Raw genomic sequence first — 19,783 nt, forward strand, 5'->3', positions numbered from 1 at the left:
GTCCATCAGCCGAATTCGAGCAGCGTCCACACCGGCCGCACCGGGTCGAACAGCGGGAGCCGCTGAATCGTCCACAGCGCAGCGTTGAGTAGCTTGCCGCGGCCCTCCGGCAGCGGCAGATCGTGAACGGCGCGGACGCCGGGCACGGTGTCGGCCAGTTCGGCCACCTCGCTGACACTGAGGCTGAACGGCATCGGAGGAACCTTGTACCGCAACGACGTTCGCATGCCGTGGCGAGCCCACCAGGCGAACCACGACGGCGGCAGATCGAACATCATCTGCCCGCCGGGGAACCGCTGGGCGCACGCCCTGATGAGCGACATCGCGTCGGCGGGCTGCAGGTACATCAGCAGTCCCTCGGCGGTGATGAACACCCCGTCGGAGTCGTCGACCCGGTCCATCCAGCTGAAGTCCAGCGCGGACTGGGCGCACACCTTCACCCGGTCCGACGGCGGGAGCAGTTTGCCGCGCAACTCGATCATCGGCGGGAGGTCGACGGTCAGCCAGCGGAACTCATGGCCGGCGCCGGCGGCGTCGAGCCGGTAGAAGCTGGTCTGCAATCCTTCGGCGAGCGCGACGACGGTGGCCCGGGGGTGGTCACGCAGGTAGCGGCGGGTGTAGAGGTCGAACCCCTTGGCCCGCAACGCCATGTCCTGGCGGCGGCTCGGCCCGAACTTGCCGAAGTCGAAATCGATGGAGTCAACCAGCTGGACCGCCATCGGATCGTCGATGAGGGAATCCCGGCGACGCGCCTCGTTGGCCCGGACCTGCAGGGTGAGCAGTGCGGTCTCCGAGACCCCGGTCAGCGCGCTGCCGTCCACCTTGGCGCCCGGTGTGTTCGTCATCTGCCCGAATGTACCGAACGCAGCACTTTGTCCAGGGTGCGCAGGTTGCGGGTGGTGGTCGACGATTTGTAGCGCTTCTTGCCCATCGTCCTGCCGATCGTGGTGTCCAGTGTGGTCGACCTCGGCACCTGCCAGTAGATGACGCCCTCGCCGCGCTGGATCTTCTCCTCGGGTGGGGCGTCTGCGGCCAGTGCCGCGAGTTCGTCGAGGACCTGCTCGTCGGTGACGAAGGTGACGTAGGAGTGGTGGCCGTCGACCTCCCGCTCGAACGGATACGCCGCCGAGATGGCCGCCACGGTGTCCGCCTCGTATGCCAGCACCCAGGCGTCGTAGCCGAACCGCTCGCGCAGCGCCTGTTCGGCGGTACTGCGCACGGCCGCGACGTCGGCGTCGCTGTCCAGCAGGACGTTGCCGCTGGCGAGGATGGTCTTCACCGCGGTGAACCCGGCATCGGTGAACGCCGCCGCCACATCGGCCATCTTGAGGTTGACCCCGCCGACGTTGACCCCGCGCATGAACGCCACGAAGCGCGTCATGACCCGAACTCCAGCAGCGTGATGCTGGGCCGGCCGCGTCGGAATGCGGGCACCCGGTCCAGCGGCGGCCAGAACAGCGCGTTGAACAGACCGCGCCCGCGTGGCATGGGGATGTCGTGGGCGGCGGCGACGCCGGCAATCCGGTCGGCGAGCGCGAGGCCCTCGTCGGCGGTCAGCGCGAACGGCATCGGCGGCGTCACGTACCGGTCGGAGAGTTTGAGGCCCTTGATGGTGCGCCGGCTCAACCAGTGCGGGATCGAATCGAACATCAACCGACCGCCGGGGAAGCGTGCGGCGCACGCGGTGATCAGGTCGATGACCTGCTGGGGATCGAGGTACATCAGCAATCCCTCGGCGGTGATGAACACGCCGTGTGTGGCGTCGACGCGGTCCATCCACGAGCGGTCCAGCGCGGACTGCGCCAGCGCGACGACCCGGTTGTCGGCGGGCAGCAACCGGTCGCGCAACGCCATCACCGGTGGCAGATCGATGGAGTACCAAGTCAATTCGTCGGCCACACCCATACGGTCCAGCCGCCACAGGCTGGTCTGCAGCCCTTCGGCCAGCGCCACGACGGAGGCCTTCGGGTGTGCGCTGAGGTAGTCGGCGGTGGCGATGTCGAACGCGCGGGCGCGCAGCGCGTGCGACTGGTTGGGTTTACCGAACTTGAGGTAGTCGTAGTCGATTGCGTCGAGCAGCGTGACGGCCCACGGATCGCGGATCGTCCCGTCCGAGCGCTTCGCCTCGGTGGCCCGGTTGTGCAGTGTCCACAGCGTGGTCGCCGAGACGCCGTCGAGGGTACTGCCGTCGATCACCGTCACACTTTCGAGTGTAGGAACCGAGTGTAGGAACGTAGTCTCGAATCATGGTGCGCAAGGTGTTCGACGACAAGCTGTTGGCCTTGATCAGCGGTAACTCGCTGGGAGTGCTGGCCACCATCAAGCGCGACGGCCGACCGCAGTTGTCGAACGTGTCCTACCACTTCGACCCCCGTGCGGTCGCGCTCGAGGTGTCGATCACCGAACCACGGGCCAAGACCCGCAACCTGCGCCGTGACCCGCGGGCGTCGATCCACGTCAGCTCCGACGACGGGTGGGCATACGCCGTCGCCGAGGGTGACGCGATCCTCACCCCGCCCGCCGGGTCGCCGCACGACGACACCGTCGAGGCGCTGATCGCCTTGTACCGCAACATCGCCGGCGAACATCCCGACTGGGACGACTACCGTCGCGCGATGGTCGACGACCGGAGGGTGCTGCTCACCCTGCCGATCGCGCATCTCTACGGGATGCCGCCGGGCCGGAGGTAATGGGGGCGACGGCCGACGGTGGCACGCGTAGGCTGCCGGCATGGCTGACGAACCGGAAGACGACACCAAGCGCAAGTTCCGGGAGGCCCTCGAACGTAAGAAGGCCAACTCGGCCGGTTCCGCCGGCCAGCGTGAGGGTGGGCCGAAGAAACCGAAGGCGCACGGCCCGGTGGAGAACCGCCGCGAGTTCCGGCGCAAGAGCGGCTAGACCGCGCTCGACTTCTCCCGCACCAGGATCGCGATCAGGCAGACCGTGGCCAGCACCGCCACGGCGATGGCGAAGCCCACACCCGCCGTCTGCAACCCGACAGCCTGGGCGGCCAGGCCCTCACCGATCACCGGCAGCGAGATCGCCACGTAGGCGACGACGAAGTACGTGGAGCTCACCTCGGCGCGACGTTCGGGTGGGGTGCGTTCGGCGACCGCCGCCAGACCGCGGCTGAAACTCATGCCCTGACCCACGCCGGAGATCAGCGCGGCCGCGATCAGCCCGGGCAGCGACGAGAAGTACAGCGCCACAGCGAGTACGGACATGCCGACCACCAGGATGGCGCAACCGACGGCCACCGCCCGCGGCGGCGGGATTCGGTTGGCGAACACCTGGGTGATCGCCGAACTGGCGAAGATGGAGCAGGCGACCGCACCGGCGACCGCGTGGTTGTGGATGCCGACCACGTCGGCAAGGAACGACGGCGCCACCGAGGTGAACAAACCGGTGACCGCGAAGCCGGCAAAGGCGGCGAGCGCCGCGATCACGAACACCGACCGCGCCTCGGCCGGCACCGAAAGCCGCTGCGGCCCGATGCGGCCACTGCGCGGCGAAGTCTCCGGGACGACGAGCACGGCGATACCGGCCAGCACGGCCATCGAGATGTGGACGGCGAACACCAGATGCAGGGGCTGCGGCGCGTACTGGACCAGGAGGCCGGCGAGCAGCGGCCCGGCGCCCAGCCCGCCGATGTTGGCGACCGTGGCCACCGCGGCCGCCCGGGAGCGCCAGCGTTCCGGTGCGGCCTCGATGACCGCCGCCGTCCCCGTCCCGGTGAAGAGCCCGGCAGACAGACCGGACAGCACCCGGGCGACCAGCAGCACGGCCACCGAGTCGGCGACGAGGAACACCACCGCGCTCGCGATCGCGAACCCCACCCCGGCCAGCAGCATCGGCCGGCGGCCGACGGCGTCGGACCAGCGCCCGAAGGCCAGCAGTGCCACCAGCACACCGCCGGCGTACGCCGCGTAGATCACCGTGGTGGTGAACACCGCGAAGTCCATCCGATCGGCGTAGAGCGCGTAGAGCGGAGTGGGCACCGTCGTGCCGAGCATGGTCACCGCGAAGGCATAGGCCAGCAGTGCGAAGGCGTATCGGCTCAGAGGACGCGGCACGGCATCCGACGGTAGGGGACGGTCGACAACGGCTTCGCGCCGAGTGTGAGACATGCGGGGTATAACGCCGATCGACGGCCCCGCTATTCACACCCGGCGCGAATTGTGACCGCTCAGTGCGAGACGGCCTTCTCCGCGCCCACCCCGGTCAGCGAACGAACCTCCATCTCGGCGGCGATCGTCGGATCCTCGTCGTCCGGTGACGTGAGTGTGCCGACGACGCCGAGGAGGAACGCCAGCGGGATGGACACGATGCCGGGGTTGGCGAGCGGGAACCACGCGAAGTCGACACCCTTGATCATCGAGGTGGCCGTGCCGGAGACCGCGGGGGAGAACACGATCAGCACGATCGTCGAGATCAACCCGCCGTACATGCTCCACAGCGCACCGCGGGTGTTGAAGCGCCGCCAGTACAGCGAGTAGAGGATGGTCGGCAGGTTCGCCGCGGCCGCGACCGCGAACGCGAGCGCCACCAGGAACGCGACGTTCTGCTCGCGGGCCAGGATGCCCAGCCCGATCGCCAGCGTGCCCAGCACCACCGCGGTTATCCGCGAGATCTTGACCTGCTGCGCCTCGGAGACGTTGTCGTTCTTCAGGACGCTGGCGTAGATGTCGTGCGCGAACGACGCCGACGCGGTGATCGTCAGCCCGGCCACCACCGCGAGGATCGTCGCGAAGGCCACGGCGGAGATGATGCCGAGCAGGATCACCCCGCCGAGCTCGAAGGCGAGCAGGGGAGCCGCGGAGTTCACGCCACCGGGCGCGTCCAGGATGCGGTCCGGGCCGACCAGGGCGGCCGCGCCGTAGCCCAAGACCAGCGTGAACAGGTAGAAGGCGCCGATGAGCGCGATCGCCCAGACCACGCTGCGCCGTGCCTCCTTGGCCGTCGGCACCGTGTAGAAGCGCATCAGCACGTGCGGCAGACCGGCGGTGCCGAGCACCAGCGCCAGCGCCAGCGAGATGAAGTTGATCTGCGTGGTCAGAGAGGCGCCGTACTGGGCGCCGGGGGCCAGGACGTCGCGGGTGGCGACCTTGGTGTCCTCGCTGTCGCTGACCATCGATTGTGCGGCGCCGAGGATCTCGGAGAAGTTGAAGCCGAACTTCGCCAGCACCATCACGGTCATGATGCCCGCGCCGCCGATCAGCAGCACTGCTTTGATGATCTGCACCCACGTGGTGCCCTTCATCCCGCCGACGAGGACGTAGACGATCATCAGCACGCCGACGACCGCGATCACGATCGACTGCCCGACACCGCTTTCGATGTTGAGTAGCAGCGCGACCAGCACACCTGCGCCCGCCATCTGGGCCAGCAGGTAGAACAGCGACACGGCCAGGGTGTTGGTGGCCGCGGCCATGCGCACCGGACGCTGCCGCAGGCGGAAGCTCAGCACGTCGGCCATGGTGAACTTGCCGGTGTTGCGCAGCAATTCGGCGACGAGCAGCAGCGCGACCAGCCACGCCACGAGGAAGCCGATCGAGTACAGGAACCCGTCGTAGCCGTACACGGCGATGGCGCCGGCGATGCCCAGGAAGCTCGCGGCCGACAGATAGTCACCGCTGATCGCGATGCCGTTCTGCGGTCCGGTGAACGCGCGTCCGGCGGTGAAGAACTCGGTGGCGGTGGCGTTCTTCTTGCTGGCCTTGATCACGATGAACAACGTCACCAGGACGAACACCGCGAAGATCGACATGTTGGCGACGGGGTTGCCGATGGTTTCGGCGGCGAGCACGGTCACGGTGCGTGTCCTTCGAGTTCGGCGCGGATGGCCGCTGCGCGCGGATCGATCACCTTGTTGGCGTAGCGCACGTAGATGCCGGTGATGAGGAAGGTGGTGACGAACTGGCCGATGCCGATGAGCAGGCCGACGTTGACGTTGCCGAACACCCGGATCGCCATGAAGTCGTGCGCGAACGCGCCGAGCAGCACGTAGGTGGTGTACCAGATGAGGAACGCCGCGCTCATCGGGAACACGAAGCGGCGCAACCTGTTCCGCAAATCCTGGAACTCGGGGCTGGCCTGCATGGCCAGATACTGATCACCGTTGGGCATCGCTGCCTCCCGCGGTGGAAGATCCGTTTCGGGCACCGTGACTCCTGACCTCGTCGTGTGAACCGGTTCGGGGATGAACCTAGATGAGATGCAGGTCACATACCCCAGCCTTGGCGTGGCCACACGGTGAAGACCGGAAGCGCTGCGGTGAGCGGTCGGTCGCCGGCGACGAACGGCGGCGCGGCGGGGGCGGGGGTTCAGCCCCTGGGCACGCGCTCGATCCCCATCCCCAGCCGCTCCGGCACATGCATCCGCGCAAAGATCCGCGCCACATCCGGCGGTGCGCTGCGCCGGGTGAACCGGCTGACGACGATCATCGTCAGGAAGGCCAGCGGCACGGTCACCGCGGCGGGATAGCCGACGATCACCGCCGCCCACCCGCCGAGTGCACGCTCGTCGACCGCGCCCGCGATCGCGAGCGTCACCGCCGTTCCTGAGGCCAGCCCGCCGACCACCAGCCCGCAGGATGCACCGATCGCGGTGAGACCCCGCCACCAGATACCCAGCACGAGAAGCGGGCACAGCGTCGATGCGGCCACCGCGAACGCCAGCCCAACGCTGCGCGAGAGTTCCAGGCCGGAGGTGATGAGCGACAACGGGATCGGGATCAGCCCGCCGACGAGTGCGGCCATCCGGAAATCCCGCACCCGGCCGCGCAGCACGTCAGTGGCCAGGGCCCCGGCGATGCTCACCAGCAGGCCCGACGAGGTTGCGAGGAACGCCGCGATCGCTCCCGCGGCGACCAGCGCGGCGAGCAGCTGCCCGAACACCCCGCCGATCGCCGCGCCGGGTGCGAGCAGGACGGCGGCGTCGGCGGTGCCGGTGATCAGCAACTGTGGCACGTAGAGCCGCGAGAACACCCCGAGCAGCGTGGGAAACAGGTAGAACAGCGCCAGCAGCGCGATCACCGCGAGCGCGGTCCGCCGGGCGACCCGGCCGTCGGGGTTGGTGTAGAAGCGCACCAGCACATGGGGCAGCCCCATCGTGCCGAGGAACGTCGCCACGATGATCGACACCACCTGGTAGAGCGGATGTCCGCCGCCGAGGCCGCCGCCCGAGGCCAGCCAATCGCTGCCCGCCGCGGGCGTCCCGGCCAGGACCGGCGTGGCCGCGCCGTCGGCCAGCGTCATGGTGGTGTTCGCCGCCAACTCGTGCTCACCGGATGCCCCGATGGGCGCCGCGGTGACGGGCCTGCCGTCGAGCGTGCCGGTCACCGTGATGCCGGCCGGTTCGGTGACCTGTACGACGACGTCGGTCTCGATGGCCACGGTCGTGTCGTGGGTGACCGTCGGTGGCAGCGGTCCGCCCAGTTCGCCCCGGTCGGCGAAGAACAACCCGAGCAGCGCGAGTGCCGGCACGGCGATGGCCGTCAGCTTCAGCCAGTACTGGAAGGCCTGCACGAACGTGATCGAGCGCATGCCGCCGGCGACCACGTTCGTGATGACGATGCCGCCGACCACCACCGGGCCGATCCACACCGGCATGCCCAGCAGCGTCTTCAGCGCGAGGCCCGCACCCTGGTACTGCGGCACCAGGTACACCACGCAGATCACGATGACCACGATCATCGCGACCTTGCGCAGCCGCCGGGAACCGAGCCGGAACTCCGCGAAGTCCGGCACCGTGTAGGCCCCCGAACGGCGCAGCGGCGCCGCGACGAACAGCAGCAGGCCCAGATAGCCGGCGGTGAACCCGACGGGATACCACAGCGCGTCGGCGCCGTACTTCGCGATCAGGCCGGCGACGCCGAGAAACGATGCGGCAGAGAGGTATTCACCGGAGATCGCGGCGGCGTTCCACTGCGGCCCGACGGTGCGGGAGGCGACCAGGAAGTCGGAGGTGGTGCGGGAGAACCGAACGCCGTAGGCGCCGATCGCGATGGTGGCCACCGCGGCGGCGAGCAGCGCCGCGGCCGTCAACGGGGATCCGGTCATGGCTCGCTGTCGATGACCCGGACGAAGTCGCGCTCGGCCTGTTCGGCCAGCCGGACGTACAGCCGGCCCACCCCGTAGAGCAGCGGATACACCAGCACGGCCAGCACGAGCCAGTTGAGTCGGATGCCGGCGACGGTGAGCGCAGCCCAATCGGGAAAGGCCGCCGACAGCAACGGAATCGCGGCCACCACGCACACCACCACGGTGGCCAGCCGCAACGCCAGGCCCAGCTGCGCGCGCACCAGGCCTCGCACCAGCGCATCACCCACCTGCGTCTGCTCCTGCACCTCCACCCGGGTGCGCACCATGCGGGCACCGCGGCGGTGGGCGAGGACGACCCGCTCGCGGTGCGGGCGGGCCGGCTCAGTCATCGCCGCCGGCGGGCCGCAGCTGGCGCATCGGGTCGCGCACCAAGCGGTCCCGCAGCTCGCGGGCCTGGCGGCGGCTCACCGGCAACTCGACCGCCGGCGACGACCCGTTGGCGCGCAACCGCACCAGCACCGCGCCGTCGCTGGTGCGCAGACCTGTGACCAGCCGCAGTGCCACCAGGTAGGAGCGGTGGATCCGCTGGAAACCCCGTTCCCGCCAACGGGTTTCGAGCGTGCTCAACGGAATGCGCACCAGATGCGAGCCCGACGCGGAATGCAGCCGGGCGTAATCGCCCTCGGCCTCCACCCAGCCGATGGAATCGCGGGGAACCAGGTGGGTGATCCCGCCCAGCTCCGCGGGCACGACGTCGGTGTCCGGTTCGTCCTCGGGCGGGGGCGGTTCGGCGCTGCGGGCGACACCGACTCGCCGGACCGCCTCGTCGAGGCGATCCTGCCGGATGGGTTTGAGCAGGTAGTCGATCGCCCCGACGTCGAAGGCGGCCACCGCCTTGTCATCGTGGGCGGTGACGAAGACGATGGCCGGCCGATGGGCGAAGTTGGCCAGCACGCCGGCCAATTCGATACCGGACAGGCCGGGCATGTTGATGTCGAGGAAGATCGCGTCGATGGTGCGCTGGTTGAGTTCGCGCAGTGCGGACGTGGCGTCGTTGACGCCAACCACCTCGCCGATGTCGGGATGGCAGCCGAGCAGGTAGGCCAACTCGTCGAGCGCGGGCGCCTCGTCGTCCACGGCCAGGACGCTGAACGCCGACCTCACGGCGTGTTCACCCGTACGCCGGACCGGAACTTCGGTACCCGCATGATGACCTTCGTACCCGCCCCGATCGCCGTCTCGACCACCAGACCGTAGTCGTTCCCGAACGCCGCTCGCAGCCGATGGTCCACATTCGTCAGCCCTACGTGCGCGGTGTGCCCCGGAGCGGGCGATCCGTTGCCGCCCAGCGCATCGCCGGGCCCGGTGCGCAGCGCGGCGGGGTCCATGCCCACCCCGTCGTCCTCGACGGTGATGACGCAGCCGGACCCCTCGTCGCGGGCGATGATCTCGATCGACCCGCCGCCGCGTTCGCCGAGCCCGTGCCGCACCGCGTTCTCGACGAGCGGTTGCAGCGCCAGGAACGGCACCACGACGCCGAGCACTTCGGGGGCGACCTGGAGACGGACCTCCAGTGACGCGCCGAACCGGGCTCGCTCCAGCGTCAGGTAGCGGTCGATGTTGCGCAGCTCCTCGGCCAGCGTCGTGTACTGGCCTGCGGCGCGGAACGAATAGCGGGTGAAATCGGCGAAGTCCAGGATCAATTCGCGGGCCCGGTCGGGGTCGGTGCGCACGAACGAGGCGATGGTGTTCAGCGCGTTGTAGATGAAGTGCGGGCTGATCTGCGCGCGCAGGGCGAGCACTTCGGCTCGGTCCAGGCGGGCGCGCGAGGCGTCGAGTTCGGCGAGTTCGAGTTGCCCGGCCGCGTAGCGCGCGACCTCTCCGACGGCGCCGAGCATGCCGGGTCCGGGATCGCGTGCGGTGACGACGGCGAGCACACCCAACAGGTCCCCCGCGTCGGTCAGCAGGGGCTGGCCGATGACGGTCGAGGCGCGGACGGCTGTGAGCACCCGGCGCTCACCGGCGATCGACTCGCGCACCAGGCGCGCCGCGTCGTCGGCGACCTCGGAGGACCAGATCATGTCGTCCTCCGGATCGCGGGCGAGGAGCTGGCCGTCGCCGTCGAACAGCGCGATCCCGTCGGTGCCCGTCAGCTCACGCAGGAACGGCGCGGCGGACTGCGCGGAGGTGGTGTCGAGGCCCCGGCGCAGCGCCCGCGCGGCGAGGGAAGCGGTGTGCAGTGCGGCGTGGACGGCGCGTTCGGTCGGGGTGGCCACGACCCGGCGGGTGCGCACGACGACGACCGCGGCGGCCACCGCGGCCGCGATCAGCACCGCCGCCAGGACTATCGCGAGCTCGCCCGACATCTCACCTCGTGGGGTTTTCGGCCACCTTAAACCGGCGGCGTGGCGAAACCGCAGCTTGTGTGGTGGCGGAATCGTAGACCCGGATCACACGGGTCCCAAAAGCATCACGAGCCTCTGGCCGGGACGCATATGTGGTTGCCCGGCTATCAGCGACAGAGTCGCTAGAACGGAAACCACTACGGCTGCAGCGACATCCCCGCGACACTGTCGCTCCTAGCCGGGCAATTCACACACGTACTTGCCGAGAGACGTCGGTGATCGGACCCGTGATACCCCGCCTCACTAGACTGGCCGGATGCCCACCTTGCAGCTGGTCCAGGACCCGGAAGCCGACGCGCTCCTGGAATCAAACCCGTTCGCGCTGCTGGTCGGGATGCTGCTCGATCAGCAGTATCCGATGGAGGCGGCGTTCGCCGGGCCGAAGAAGATCGCCGACCGGATAGGCGGTGTCGACGCGCGCGAGATCGCCGAGCAAGACCCGGAGCAGTTCGCCGCCATGTGCGCGACGACGCCTGCGGTGCACCGGTTTCCCGGGTCGATGGCCAAACGCATCCAGGCGCTGGCGCAGTTGATCGTCGAGCGCTACGACGGTGATGCCGCCGCGCTGTGGACGTCGGGTGACCCCGACGGCGCCGAGGTGCTGCGCCGGCTCAAGGCGCTGCCCGGGTTCGGCGAGCAGAAGGCGAAGATCTTCCTCGCGCTGCTGGGCAAGCAGTACGGCGTGACGCCGCAGGGCTGGCGCGAGGCCGCCGGTGACTACGGCAAGGAGGGGACGTACATGTCGATCGCCGACGTGACCGATCCCGGTGCGCTGGAGAAGGTGCGCGCGTACAAGAAGCAGGCGAAGGCCCAGGCGAAAGATCGGGCCAAGTCCGCGGAGAGTTAGCGCGCGGTCTCGTGACTCATATGCCGATCTGCGAATAGGCTGAGGCGCATGAAGACACACCTGAACTGCCCGTGCGGTGAAGCGATCACCGGCAAGGACGAAGAAGATCTGGTCGAGAAGGCGCAAGCTCATCTGTCGGAGGCGCATCCCGGCCGCGACTACGACCGCGACGCCATCCTGTTCATGGCCTACTGACCCCGGCTGCTCCGCCGAGTTCTACGCCAGGGCTGTGCCGCTGGGCGATCAACGACCCTGATGTAGAACTCGACAAAGAGAATCCCCGGCCGCATGGCGACCGGGGATTCGTTCTGCCGTAAGAGCTCAGGGCACGACCGTCGATCCGATGGTCGGCATGAACTGGCACTGCTTCTCGGTGGTGGTGACCTGGCCGAAGATCGTCGACATGATGCTGCCCGATCCGGTGTCGACGATCGCGGTCAGCGTCGTCGGGCCCTCCGGGTTGATGTCCGAACGCGGTTTGAGGGTCGCGCTGCCGGACTTGCCGGTGGTCAGGTTCACCCACGTCACGTTCAGGGGTAGCTTCTGCTCGGCCGCCGGCCCCGGTGTGCCCACTGCGGTGAACACGTAGGCCGTCTGACTTGGTCCCGGTCCGGGGGCCGGGATCTTCGCCGGCCCGGCCACCGAGATCGCGGTGGCCAGGACGTTGCCGCCGTCCTTCAGACAGCCGTTGCTGATCGACGGGTACATGAAGTCCTGCGTCGGCGGGGCATCCGGACCGAATCCCGGCGGGCCCGGCGCGGGCGCCGGTTCCGGACCTGGCCCGGGCACCGGATTGGCCGCCTGGGCGACCGGGGCGGCTTCGGGAGCCGCGACCGGCGCCGCCACTTCGGGTGCCGGTAGGGCCGCGGGCGCTGCGACAGGCACGGCGGCCGGGTCCGGGCCGGGTGCGGGTGGCGTGGCGCCCGCGGGGAGCGGGCCGACGGCATGGGCGGGGTTGACTCCCGCCGGCAGATGCGCCTGCGTGCCCGGTACGGCGCCCGGAGCCGGAACATGCGCGGCCGGCTCGGCCACGAACTGGTTGACCGCCGACGCCACGTCGCGGGACGGGGCGGGGGCCGCCACATCCCCGGCGAATACGGCGGCTGCGGCCATCAGCATCGATGCGGCGTTGTTCGGATCGGCCGCCGCCTGCTGGATGACCGGACCGAGGCTTTCCATCGCGGGCAGACCGGGCGCCTGCAGCGCGTCGATCGGAAGCCCGGGTGCGGGATCGGCGGCGGCCGTCGCGCTGCTGAGTAGCAGTGCGACGGACGCGCCGACCCCGGCCGCGGTCGTCAACAGAGTTCGAGTCGGTGACATGTCACTCCTCGCGAGTTTCGGTCAGGGCACAGTCGTTCGGGGCAGTGATCAGGGCAGGGCCGAGACTGGGAAAATCGGCGGGACCGGCGCGGTGGCCGGTGCGCCGGCGGCGGGTGCGACGGGTGCGGCCACCGCCGGGGCGGCCGGGGTCGCGGCGGGCAGCAGGCTCGTCAGTGGCGAGCCCGCCGGCATCAGCGACGCCAACCCGCTCGGCATGTTCACGCCGGGCAGCGGCGACGTGGCCGCCGGTGTGCCCGGAACCGCAGGCGTCTGCGGCAGCGTGATCGACGCCGTCGCTCCGGGCGTGGTCGCCGGGACGGCCGGCGCGGCGGGGGTCGCGGCGGGCATTCCGGTGCCGGCCAGGGCCGAGGCGAAGGTCTGCAGCAGCTGCGGCGCGTTGCCCAGCTGGTCCAGGAACGGAATTCCCGGCGCAGGTGCGGGCGCCGCCGGCTGGGCGGCAGCGGTCGCACTGAGGCACAGGGCGAGCGGCACCGCACCGGCGGCAGCAATCACACTGGTCACGAGGGTTTTTCTGGTGAGTTTCATGGATCTCCCAATCCGTTGACAGCACGTCTGCGCCCGACGCTACGCAGTTACTGGTGTTACTCAAGTGACACGTGTGGCATTTATTCAACCGTTACTGAGGTGACGGGAATCGGTTACCGGATCAGTAGAGTCGGGCGGATCGACACCTCCACCGCCGCCGCGGCGACCCGCACCCGACTGCCGAGCCGATTGGCTGCGGCGGCGCCCGTGCTGCTGGTGCTCAGCATCGCGGCGCGACTGGCGTGGACCTACCTCGCTGCCAACGGGGCCAACTTCGTCGACCTGCACGTGTACGTGGGGGGCGCGGGTGCGCTCGACGAGCCCGGCACGCTCTACGACTTCGTCTACGCCGATCAGACGCCGGACTTTCCGCTGCCCTTCACCTACCCGCCGTTCGCCGCGGTCCTGTTCTATCCGCTGCACCTGCTGCCGTTCGGTGTCGTGGCGTTCGCGTGGCAGGTCGGCATCATCGCCGCGCTGTACGGCGTGGTCCGGCTCAGTCAGCGGTTACTCGCCGACGGTGGCGACCGCCGGACCGCGATGTTGTGGACGGCCCTCGGGATCTGGCTGGAACCGCTGCGCAGCACCTTCGACTACGGACAGGTCAACGTCCTGTTGGTGCTGGCGGTGCTGGCGGCCGTGCACAGTTCCCGGTGGTGGCTGTCGGGCCTGCTGGTCGGCCTCGCCGCGGGGATCAAGCTCACGCCCGCGGTGTCAGGGCTGTACTTCGTCGGTGCGCGACGCTGGAACGCAGCGATCTTCTCGGCGGTGGTGTTCGCCGCCACCGTCGCGGTGTCCGTGGCTGTGGTGGGGGAGCAGGCGCGCTATTACTTCACCGATCTGCTGGGTGACGCCGACCGCGTCGGTCCGATCGGCACGTCGTTCAACCAGTCCTGGCGCGGCGGCATCTCGCGCATCCTCGGGTACGACGCCGGCTACGGTCCGCTGGTCGTGACGGCGATCCTCATCACCGCGGTTCTCGCGGTGCTGGCGTGGCGGGCGATCGGCGGAAGCGCGGACCGGTTGGGCGCCATCGTCATCGTCCAGTTGTTCGGTCTTCTGCTGTCGCCGATCTCCTGGACCCACCACTGGGTGTGGATCCTGCCGCTGATGATCTGGCTGTGGCACGGGCCGCTGCGTCAGCACCTCGGAGCGCGCGTCCTGCGGTGGGCCTGGCTCGCGCTGACGGTGATCGGCGTGCCGTGGCTGCTCAGCTTCGCCCAGCCGACGATCTGGGAGATCGGCCGGCCCTGGTACCTGGCGTGGGCCGGTCTGATCTACATCGTCGCCACGCTGACAACGCTGGCGTGGGTGGCCGCTACCGGTCGTCGTCGACGATGGCGTCGATCTCCCGGGCCATCTGCAGATCCTTCTGCGTGATACCGCCCTCGGAATGTGTCACCAGCACGAAAGTGACTGTCTGCCAACGGATGTCGATGTCGGGATGGTGGTCGTGCTCCTCTGCGCGCTCGGCTACCCGCCGCACGGCCTCGATTCCGTCGAGGAATGCCGGGAACTCGACCGAGCGGCGCAGCGCCCCCTCGGTGCGCTCCCAGCCGTCGAGGTCCTGCAGGGCGACGTCCACCTCGTCGTCGGTCAACACAGCCATGCCGTCGACGGTATACCGTCACCGCTGATGGCAGAGCAGATCGTCGTGGCCGGTGCGCTGATCGCAGGGTCGGCACTGTTGGTCGCGCAGCGGGAGCGGCCACCGGAACTGGCCGGACTCTGGGAGCTGCCGGGCGGAAAGGTCGCACCGGGGGAGACCGATGCCGACGCACTGGCGCGGGAGTTGTTGGAGGAGCTGGGCATCGAGGTCACCGTCGGCGTACGGATCGGTGACGACATCGCGCTGAACAGCTCGACGGTGCTGCGCGCCTACCGCGTCACCCACACCGGCGGGCAGTTGCGGCCCATCGACCACCGCGCACTGCGCTGGGTGCGCGTCCAGGAACTCGACGAGCTGCCGTGGGTTCCGGCTGATCGGGCCTGGCTCAGCGCGCTCGGTCAGGCGCTTCGCTGAAGGCCTGTCAGAACCGCAGGCGGTCGTTGATCACCCGTGCCTCGTGCGCACTGCGCGGGTGATGCGCCGCATAGAGCGGATGCAGCAGCATCGGATGTCTGCAGTGCGGGCAGGATTGCTGGGGCTGTCTGGCGGCGGCCACCGTCAGGTGATGACAGGTACTGCACCGCACGACGTGGGCGGCGCCGATCCAGTTCATCAACCCGAGGTAGAGCGCGGCGATCGTGGCCACGGCCAACAGGATGATCAGGGCGACGGTCAGCGCCTCGTAAACCGCCATGATCGCACCTCCAAGCATGTACGACAGACCCCGACGGGTGCCTCAACGGTACTCGCCGGCGGCTGAGAAGTCAGCAGGTCAGCGAGGTCGTCAGGCCTTACGGGCGCGCTTGTAGACCTTCTCCAGATCCTTGCCCCGGATTCCCATGTGTTCGGCCTTGAGCACCTTGTGCACCACCAGCGGACAACGTTTGCAGCGCGGTTTGCTCCGGCAACACTTCTTCTTCGGTTTGAGCTCGGCGAATTTGGCGGGTTTCACGGACGGGCGGGATCCTGACGACGGGTGATCGGGAGGAGAAGTCGGTTCTCATACATTGCCATGAGGCCTCGCAACCGTGGTGACCTCCCTCGCACCCGCGGCTCTGCATTTCGCGATCGAGTCACCACACTGCGACAATCAGCGACGTGGATTTTCGGAATGTCGCCATCGTCGCCCACGTCGACCACGGCAAGACGACCCTGGTTGATGCGATGCTGCGGCAGTCCGGTGCGCTGAGTCACCGCGGTGACGACGCTGTCGAGCGGTTGATGGACTCCGGTGACCTGGAGAAGGAAAAGGGCATCACCATCCTGGCCAAGAACACGGCCGTGCACCGGTACAACCCCGACGGCAGCATGACCGTCATCAACGTGATCGACACCCCGGGACACGCCGACTTCGGCGGCGAGGTCGAGCGCGGCCTGTCGATGGTCGACGGCGTCCTGCTGCTGGTCGACGCCTCCGAGGGGCCGTTGCCGCAGACCCGCTTCGTGTTGCGCAAGGCGCTGGCCGCGCACCTGCCCGTCATCCTGGTGGTGAACAAGACCGATCGCCCCGATGCCCGCATCGCCGAGGTGGTCTCCGAGAGCCATGACCTGTTGCTCGACGTCGCCTCCGACCTCGACGACGAGGCGCAGAAGGCCGCCGAGAAGGCGCTCGGTCTGCCGGTTCTGTACGCATCGGGCCGCGCCGGCATCGCGAGCACGACCGAACCCGCCAACGGCGAGAACCCCGACGGCGAGAACCTTGACCCGCTCTTCAACGTCCTGCTCGAGCACATCCCGCCACCGCAAGGCGACCCGGAGGCGCCGCTGCAGGCGCTGGTGACCAACCTCGACGCCTCGGCCTTCCTCGGCCGGCTCGCGCTGATCCGCATCTACAAGGGCCGTATCCGCAAGGGGCAGCAGGTCGCGTGGATGCGTGAGGTCGACGGACATCCCGTCGTCACCAACGCCAAGATCACCGAACTGCTGGTCACCGTGGGCGTCGAGCGCACGGCCACGGACGAGGCCATCGCCGGTGACATCGTCGCCGTCGCCGGCATCCCGGAGATCATGATCGGCGACACGCTGGCCGATCCGGACCACGCGCACGCGCTGCCGCGCATCACCGTCGACGAACCCGCCATCTCGGTCACCATCGGCACGAACACCTCGCCGTTGGCCGGCAAGGTGTCCGGACACAAGCTGACCGCACGGATGGTGAAGTCGCGGCTGGACTCCGAACTCGTCGGCAACGTGTCGCTCAAGATCGTCGACATCGGCAGGCCCGACGCCTGGGAGGTGCAGGGCCGAGGTGAGCTGGCGCTGGCCGTACTCGTCGAGCAGATGCGCCGCGAAGGCTTCGAGCTCACCGTGGGCAAGCCGCAGGTGGTCACCCAGACCATCGACGGCAAGCTGCACGAGCCGTTCGAGCAGTTGACCATCGACTGCCCGGAGGAGTTCGTGGGCGCCGTCACGCAGCTGATGGCCGCCCGCAAGGGTCGCATGGAGGACATGGCGAACCACGCCGCCGGCTGGGTCCGGATGGACTTCATCGTCCCCAGCCGCGGGCTGATCGGGTTCCGCACCGACTTCCTCACCCTGACCCGCGGCACCGGCATCGCCAACGCGGTGTTCGACGGCTACCGGCCGTGGGCGGGGGAGATCCGCGCCCGCCACACCGGCTCGCTCGTGTCGGACCGTAGCGGCTCGGTGACCCCGTTCGCGATGATCCAGCTCTCCGATCGCGGCCAGTTCTTCGTCGAGCCGGGTGACGACACGTACGAGGGTCAGGTCGTCGGCATCAACCCGCGGGCCGAGGACCTCGACGTCAACGTCACCCGGGAGAAGAAGCTGACCAACATGCGCAGCTCCACCGCCGACGTGATGGAGACCCTGGCCCGTCCACTGGAACTCGGCCTCGAACAGGCGATGGAGTTCTGCGCCGAGGACGAATGCGTCGAGGTGACCCCGGAGATCGTCCGCGTGCGCAAGGTCGAACTGGACGCCACGTTGCGGGGCCGTGCCCGCTCGCGGGCGAAGGCACGGGGATAGCGGCCGATACCCTGAGGAGCGTGCCGACCCGTCCCCGCCGCTACCGCGTGACGCTGGGGGCGCTGCTCTTTGCCACCGCGTTGCTGCTGGGTGGGTGTACCGTGAGCCCGCCGCCGGCGCCGCAGAGCACCGAGACGACGGAGAGCACCCCGCCGCCGGCCCCCAAGGCGACGCAGATCATCGTCGCGATCGATTCGATCGGTCCCGGGTTCAACCCGCACCTGCTGTCCGACCAGTCGCCGGTCAACGCGGCCATCGCCGCACTGGTGCTGCCGAGTTCGTTCCGGCCGATCGCGGATCCGAACACGCCGACCGGATCCCGGTGGGAGCTCGACCCCACCCTGCTCGAATCGGCCGAGGTGACGAACCAGAACCCGTTCACCGTCACCTACAAGATCCGGCCCGAGGCCCAGTGGACCGACAACGCGCCCATCGGCGCCGACGACTACTGGTACCTGTGGCGTCAGATGGTCAGCCAGCCCGGCGTCGTCGACCCCGCCGGCTACGACCGCATCACCGGCGTGCAGTCCGTCGGGGGGGCCAAGCAGGTCGTCGTCACGTTCGCCCAGCCCTATCCGGCCTGGCGCGAGCTGTTCAACAACATCCTGCCCGCGCACATCGTCAAGGACGTGCCCGGCGGCTTCGGCGCCGGCCTGGCACAGGCGATGCCGGTGACCGGCGGACAGTTCCGCGTGGAGAGCATCGACCCGCAGCGCGACGAGATCCTGCTGGCGCGTAATGACCGGTACTGGAGCGCACCCGCCAAACCCGACCTCGTGCTGTTCCGGCGTGGCGGGGCGCCGGCGGCACTGGCGGACTCGATCCGCAACGGTGACACCCAGGTGGCCCAAGTGCACGGTGGCGCAGCGACTTTCGCCCAGCTCAGCGCCATCCCCGACGTGCGGACGGCGCGCATCGTGACACCACGGGTCATGCAGGTGACGCTGCGTGGTCAGCTGCCGAAACTCGCCGACCCCTCGGTCCGCCGCGCGATCTTCGGGCTGCTCGACGTTGACCTGCTGGCCTCGGTCGGCGCCGGTGACGACAACACCGTCACCCTGGCCCAGGCGCAGGTGCGTTCGCCGTCAGACCCCGGATACGTGCCGACGGCGCCGCCCGCGCTCGGCACCGAGGCGGCCCTGGATCTGCTGGCCGACGCCGGATACCAGATGGCTCCGGTAGACCCCCTGCCGCCGGCGCCCGGCGCCCCCGAGCCCGATCACACCCGCGGCCGCATCGCGAAAGACGGCGTGCCGCTGACCCTCGTGCTCGGAGTCGCCGCGAACGATCCGACCTCGGTGGCCGTGGCTAACACCGCCGCCGATCAGCTCCGCAACGTCGGGATCGACGCGTCGGTGCGGGCGCTGGATCCGGTGACGCTCTACAGCGAGGCGCTGGCCGAGAACCAGGTCGACGCCGTCGTGGGCTGGCACCAGGCCGGGGGAGACCTGGCGACGGCGCTGGCCTCGCGGTACGGCTGTCCTGCGCTGGAGGCGACGCCGGTCCCGACCGCCCCGGGCAGTCGGCCGCCTTCGCCCACACCGTCGCCGGCCCCCAGCGGTGAGTCACCAGAGCCGTCCGCCACCCCGACCACCACACCCAGTCCCGCGCCGGAGTCGGGTCAGCTGGTGCAGGCGCCCAGCAACATCACCGGAGTGTGTGACCGCAGCATCCAGCCGAAGATCGACGCGGCGCTCGACGGCAGGGAGGCGATCGGCGAGGTGATCGACGCCGTCGAGCCTCGACTGTGGAACATGTCGACAGTGCTGCCGATCCTGCAGGACACCACGATCGTCGCGGCGGGCCCGAGCGTGCGCAACGTGAGCCTCTCGGGTGCGGTGCCGGTCGGCATCGTCGGTGACGCCGGCAGCTGGGTGAAATCGCCGCAGTGACAGCAAGGCCGCAGTGACAACAAGGCCCCCACCCCGAAGGGTGAGGGCCCGCTGGGTCTCGCGGTTACGCGTCGGCACAGGTGCGCCCAAGACGTCGGCAAAGAACTCACTCACCACGGAAAGCGGCCCCGAAC

General features: G+C 69.2%; 23 protein-coding genes. 8 read left to right on the forward strand and 15 right to left on the reverse strand.

Features of this window, described 5'->3' with window-relative positions; genetic code table 11:
- Positions 1–5 precede the first annotated feature (5 nt).
- From I7X18_RS07800 to I7X18_RS07810, 3 genes are read right to left on the reverse strand one after another with little or no spacing between them, the layout of a single operon-like run.
- The gene (locus I7X18_RS07800) at positions 6–845 is read right to left on the reverse strand and encodes a class I SAM-dependent methyltransferase (protein WP_193047659.1); all 840 of its coding nucleotides are present in this window, start codon (positions 843–845) and stop codon (positions 6–8) included.
- Positions 842–1,381 (reverse strand): DUF1697 domain-containing protein, encoded by a 540-nt coding sequence (locus I7X18_RS07805; RefSeq protein ID WP_193047658.1) that lies wholly within the window; start codon positions 1,379–1,381, stop codon positions 842–844. The genes I7X18_RS07800 and I7X18_RS07805 overlap by 4 nt, the downstream gene beginning before the upstream one ends.
- On the reverse strand, positions 1,378–2,202 hold the full coding sequence (locus I7X18_RS07810; protein WP_193047657.1) for a class I SAM-dependent methyltransferase: 825 nt from the start codon (positions 2,200–2,202) through the stop codon (positions 1,378–1,380). Before I7X18_RS07810 ends, I7X18_RS07805 begins: the two co-directional genes overlap by 4 nt.
- Positions 2,203–2,246: 44 nt before the next feature.
- On the opposite strand from I7X18_RS07810, the gene I7X18_RS07815 reads away from it, so the two are divergent.
- The gene (locus tag I7X18_RS07815; protein WP_193047656.1) at positions 2,247–2,690 is read left to right on the forward strand and encodes a PPOX class F420-dependent oxidoreductase; all 444 of its coding nucleotides are present in this window, start codon (positions 2,247–2,249) and stop codon (positions 2,688–2,690) included.
- A 40-nt stretch (positions 2,691–2,730) separates the two neighbouring features.
- Complete coding sequence (locus I7X18_RS07820; protein WP_193047655.1) at positions 2,731–2,898, forward strand: DUF5302 domain-containing protein; 168 nt, start codon at positions 2,731–2,733, stop codon at positions 2,896–2,898.
- Here I7X18_RS07820 and I7X18_RS07825 read toward each other — a convergent pair.
- The 7 genes from I7X18_RS07825 to I7X18_RS07855 form a co-directional block, all read right to left on the reverse strand.
- Positions 2,895–4,127, reverse strand: a complete 1,233-nt coding sequence (locus I7X18_RS07825) for an MFS transporter (RefSeq protein ID WP_193047654.1) — start codon at positions 4,125–4,127, stop codon at positions 2,895–2,897. The two genes, I7X18_RS07820 and I7X18_RS07825, sit on opposite strands and share 4 nt — an antisense overlap.
- A 59-nt stretch (positions 4,128–4,186) precedes the next feature.
- Positions 4,187–5,767 (reverse strand): monocarboxylic acid transporter, encoded by a 1,581-nt coding sequence (locus I7X18_RS07830; RefSeq protein WP_193047906.1) that lies wholly within the window; start codon positions 5,765–5,767, stop codon positions 4,187–4,189.
- Between the two features lie 41 nt (positions 5,768–5,808).
- A complete protein-coding gene (locus I7X18_RS07835; protein WP_404822842.1) occupies positions 5,809–6,162 on the reverse strand; it encodes a DUF485 domain-containing protein in 354 nt (117 codons plus the stop codon).
- 161 nt (positions 6,163–6,323) lie between these two features.
- A complete protein-coding gene (locus tag I7X18_RS07840) occupies positions 6,324–8,060 on the reverse strand; it encodes a sodium/solute symporter (RefSeq protein ID WP_193047653.1) in 1,737 nt (578 codons plus the stop codon).
- On the reverse strand, positions 8,057–8,431 hold the full coding sequence (locus I7X18_RS07845) for a hypothetical protein (protein WP_193047652.1): 375 nt from the start codon (positions 8,429–8,431) through the stop codon (positions 8,057–8,059). The genes I7X18_RS07840 and I7X18_RS07845 overlap by 4 nt, the downstream gene beginning before the upstream one ends.
- Entirely contained in the window at positions 8,424–9,206 is a 783-nt protein-coding gene (locus tag I7X18_RS07850) for a LytR/AlgR family response regulator transcription factor (RefSeq protein WP_193047651.1), read from the reverse strand. The genes I7X18_RS07845 and I7X18_RS07850 overlap by 8 nt, the downstream gene beginning before the upstream one ends.
- Positions 9,203–10,408 (reverse strand): sensor histidine kinase, encoded by a 1,206-nt coding sequence (locus tag I7X18_RS07855; protein ID WP_193047650.1) that lies wholly within the window; start codon positions 10,406–10,408, stop codon positions 9,203–9,205. The genes I7X18_RS07850 and I7X18_RS07855 overlap by 4 nt, the downstream gene beginning before the upstream one ends.
- A gap of 295 nt (positions 10,409–10,703) precedes the next feature.
- Between I7X18_RS07855 and I7X18_RS07860 the strand changes: the two genes are divergently transcribed.
- Positions 10,704–11,294, forward strand: coding sequence for an HhH-GPD-type base excision DNA repair protein (locus I7X18_RS07860; protein WP_193047649.1), 591 nt, complete (start codon positions 10,704–10,706; stop codon positions 11,292–11,294).
- Positions 11,295–11,342: 48 nt separating this feature from the next.
- Complete coding sequence (locus tag I7X18_RS07865) at positions 11,343–11,489, forward strand: DUF1059 domain-containing protein (protein WP_193047648.1); 147 nt, start codon at positions 11,343–11,345, stop codon at positions 11,487–11,489.
- A 126-nt stretch (positions 11,490–11,615) separates the two neighbouring features.
- Here the strand turns inward: I7X18_RS07865 and I7X18_RS07870 are convergent, their stop codons facing one another.
- Together I7X18_RS07870 and I7X18_RS07875 are read right to left on the reverse strand one after the other, a co-directional pair.
- Entirely contained in the window at positions 11,616–12,614 is a 999-nt protein-coding gene (locus I7X18_RS07870; protein WP_193047647.1) for an Rv1157c family protein, read from the reverse strand.
- Between the two features lie 48 nt (positions 12,615–12,662).
- Positions 12,663–13,160, reverse strand: a complete 498-nt coding sequence (locus I7X18_RS07875) for a hypothetical protein (RefSeq protein WP_193047646.1) — start codon at positions 13,158–13,160, stop codon at positions 12,663–12,665.
- A gap of 99 nt (positions 13,161–13,259) precedes the next feature.
- On the opposite strand from I7X18_RS07875, the gene I7X18_RS07880 reads away from it, so the two are divergent.
- Positions 13,260–14,540 carry a mannosyltransferase gene (locus I7X18_RS07880; RefSeq protein ID WP_232375433.1) on the forward strand — a complete coding sequence of 427 codons (1,281 nt, stop codon included), beginning with the start codon at positions 13,260–13,262 and terminating at the stop codon, positions 14,538–14,540.
- On the opposite strand, the gene I7X18_RS07885 is transcribed toward I7X18_RS07880, so the two are convergent.
- Entirely contained in the window at positions 14,479–14,769 is a 291-nt protein-coding gene (locus I7X18_RS07885) for a 4a-hydroxytetrahydrobiopterin dehydratase (RefSeq protein WP_193047645.1), read from the reverse strand. The two genes, I7X18_RS07880 and I7X18_RS07885, sit on opposite strands and share 62 nt — an antisense overlap.
- Before the next feature lie 27 nt (positions 14,770–14,796).
- Between I7X18_RS07885 and I7X18_RS07890 the strand changes: the two genes are divergently transcribed.
- Positions 14,797–15,183, forward strand: a complete 387-nt coding sequence (locus tag I7X18_RS07890) for a (deoxy)nucleoside triphosphate pyrophosphohydrolase (RefSeq protein WP_193047644.1) — start codon at positions 14,797–14,799, stop codon at positions 15,181–15,183.
- A gap of 7 nt (positions 15,184–15,190) precedes the next feature.
- Here the strand turns inward: I7X18_RS07890 and I7X18_RS07895 are convergent, their stop codons facing one another.
- Complete coding sequence (locus I7X18_RS07895) at positions 15,191–15,463, reverse strand: hypothetical protein (RefSeq protein ID WP_193047643.1); 273 nt, start codon at positions 15,461–15,463, stop codon at positions 15,191–15,193.
- A 90-nt stretch (positions 15,464–15,553) separates the two neighbouring features.
- Positions 15,554–15,721 (reverse strand): hypothetical protein, encoded by a 168-nt coding sequence (locus I7X18_RS07900; protein ID WP_193047642.1) that lies wholly within the window; start codon positions 15,719–15,721, stop codon positions 15,554–15,556.
- Positions 15,722–15,867: 146 nt separating this feature from the next.
- Between I7X18_RS07900 and typA the strand changes: the two genes are divergently transcribed.
- Positions 15,868–17,757, forward strand: coding sequence for a translational GTPase TypA (gene typA / locus I7X18_RS07905; protein WP_193047641.1), 1,890 nt, complete (start codon positions 15,868–15,870; stop codon positions 17,755–17,757).
- A gap of 20 nt (positions 17,758–17,777) precedes the next feature.
- The gene (locus tag I7X18_RS07910) at positions 17,778–19,649 is read left to right on the forward strand and encodes an ABC transporter family substrate-binding protein (RefSeq protein ID WP_193047640.1); all 1,872 of its coding nucleotides are present in this window, start codon (positions 17,778–17,780) and stop codon (positions 19,647–19,649) included.
- The last annotated feature ends 134 nt before the right edge of the window (positions 19,650–19,783 follow it).

The sequence above is a fragment of the Mycolicibacterium baixiangningiae genome, assembly GCF_016313185.1.
In the GTDB taxonomy this organism is placed as follows: Bacteria; Actinomycetota; Actinomycetes; order Mycobacteriales; family Mycobacteriaceae; genus Mycobacterium; species Mycobacterium baixiangningiae.